The sequence below is a fragment of the Brevibacillus sp. SIMBA_040 genome (genome assembly GCF_046535075.1).
Classification (GTDB): Bacteria; Bacillota; Bacilli; order Brevibacillales; family Brevibacillaceae; genus Brevibacillus.
The window spans coordinates 1-235 of record NZ_JAWRXI010000414.1 but is presented as its reverse complement, the minus strand read 5'-3'; the positions used below and the strand labels follow the sequence as shown (position 1 = coordinate 235).

The window sequence follows — 235 nt, the reverse complement described above, 5'->3', positions numbered from 1 at the left end:
CGGCGTCCTCGCCCTGGTCGATGGCCCACAGCGTGTCGTCGTCGAAGATGTGAATGGTGTTGATCTTCACCAGCGCCTGGGCGCTGGGCTTGCCTGGGGCCCACTCGTTCCACTGCCCGCCGGGGAACGGTTTGAGGCTGCCGTCGGGCAGCACCTCGGCGATCGAAGGGGTTTTCTCGAAGCCCGGCCAGCGTGGCAAACCGACGAACAGGCGGCCATCGGAGGTCAGCGCGAC

Annotated in this window: 1 protein-coding gene; it reads right to left on the bottom strand. The window is 67.2% G+C overall.

The annotated features are described in order from the left end of the window. The coding region (locus SB752_RS33275; RefSeq protein WP_410719639.1) for a hypothetical protein at positions 1 to 235 on the bottom strand (235 nt) is incomplete at both ends.